2 protein-coding genes are annotated in these 1,309 nt (G+C 60.7%); one reads left to right on the top strand and one right to left on the bottom strand.

Annotation, left to right across the window (positions count from 1 at the left end):
• The first annotated feature begins 35 nt into the window (after nt 1–35).
• Nucleotides 36–716: a DUF6988 family protein gene (locus AC1D2E_RS35900; RefSeq protein ID WP_478201800.1), complete on the top strand. Its 681-nt coding sequence runs from the start codon at nt 36–38 to the stop codon at nt 714–716.
• A 252-nt stretch (nt 717–968) separates the two neighbouring features.
• Here AC1D2E_RS35900 and AC1D2E_RS35895 read toward each other — a convergent pair.
• The coding region (locus AC1D2E_RS35895; protein ID WP_478201799.1) for a DUF2290 domain-containing protein at nt 969–1,309 on the bottom strand (341 nt) is incomplete at its 5' end.

Raw genomic sequence — 1,309 nt, 5'->3', positions numbered from 1 at the left:
GTCTCCCGGGGTATCGCTTCGGGTAGCCTCGCCGCATGGAATCCACCGACCGAGCACCAGCCGAAAGCGCGTCGGCCGACGATCGCCTCGACCAGTTGCTGCAGCAGTGCGAGGCGTTGGACGACGACGTCGCCAAGCTGCTCCGCAAATGCGAAGCGGCCAGCCCGCGCGCGATGTTGAGCTTGGCCCTTTGCCGCGCGGCGCTCGAACACGCCGTCAGCCAGCGGGTCCTGATCGATGAAGGCCTGACCGGTACCGCCTTGGCGCTGTGCCGCCTGCACTTCGAGGCCGTCGTGCGCGCGGCATGGATGGGCAAGGGCGCATCCAACAAATGGGTCAAGACCTTCACCACTGCTGTCGAGGGCGAGGGCCACAAGGAACCCATCATGGGGCCGCCCATCCCGTCGATGCTCGATGCCTTCGAGAAGCACGCGCCGGAGGTCGCAGCGGAGTTTCGCAAGCTGTACGGCACCATCGAGGGCATGCATTCGTTCGTGCACGGCGGCTCGCAGACCGTGGCGCACGCGCTCATGGGCGGCTACCCTGCCGACAAGCTGGCGTCGGCCCTTCGCAATCGCAACCTGCTGCTGCTCTATACGGCGAACTGCGCCGTCGTGGCCGCCGAGAGCGCGTACCTCAAGCCGCGCTTCAACCTGCTGAAAGAGAAGCACGGCGGCGCCATGCCGCCGATCGCGTCACCACAGCCCGCGCTGTAAGGCTCGGTGCCCGCCCGTCTCGTGCACGTACTGCTAGTCCGGCGCCCGCCAACGCACCGAGCACGATGCGTAGTGCGTTAGGCAGAGGCTAGTGCTTCGTGGGCTGCCAAGGACGGCGGTACAGCGGAGTCATCGCGCAGGGCGAGAGGAAAAGTTTTCGCGGACCGCTGGAAGCGCCGCCGCTGTCCGACGCCGAAGACCGGTAAACAGGAAATGATTCGACCGGCCGACCCGGCCTCCCGACCGCGACAACTAGAAGCCAAAATGCGGCAGCCCACGCTCAAATGAAGTAATACATGAACTCGTCATGCATATGGCGATCTTCTTCTCAAAAATATTTGAGTGGCGTCTATACAGTCGATGGTAGAAATTCCTAATCACGAACATCAAAAATCCATTGGGCGACACCGCGTGCGTTACGGGAATTCTGCAATTCTCAAATTGCCCGAACGTTAGATGTGAATGCGGATGATGTCGTGGTTTGTAATTCTTTGGATCAAAGTCAAAACGAATCGGAAACCGAACCAATTGATGAGAAATAATATCCCCATATAGCTCGTCATTGTCGTAAAGACCCGGAGCCTCTTCTATGG

The organism is Variovorax sp. P1_H2, from assembly GCF_056405295.1.
Note: the sequence above shows the minus strand (reverse complement) of the source record. Positions and strands in the feature narration are given on the sequence as shown.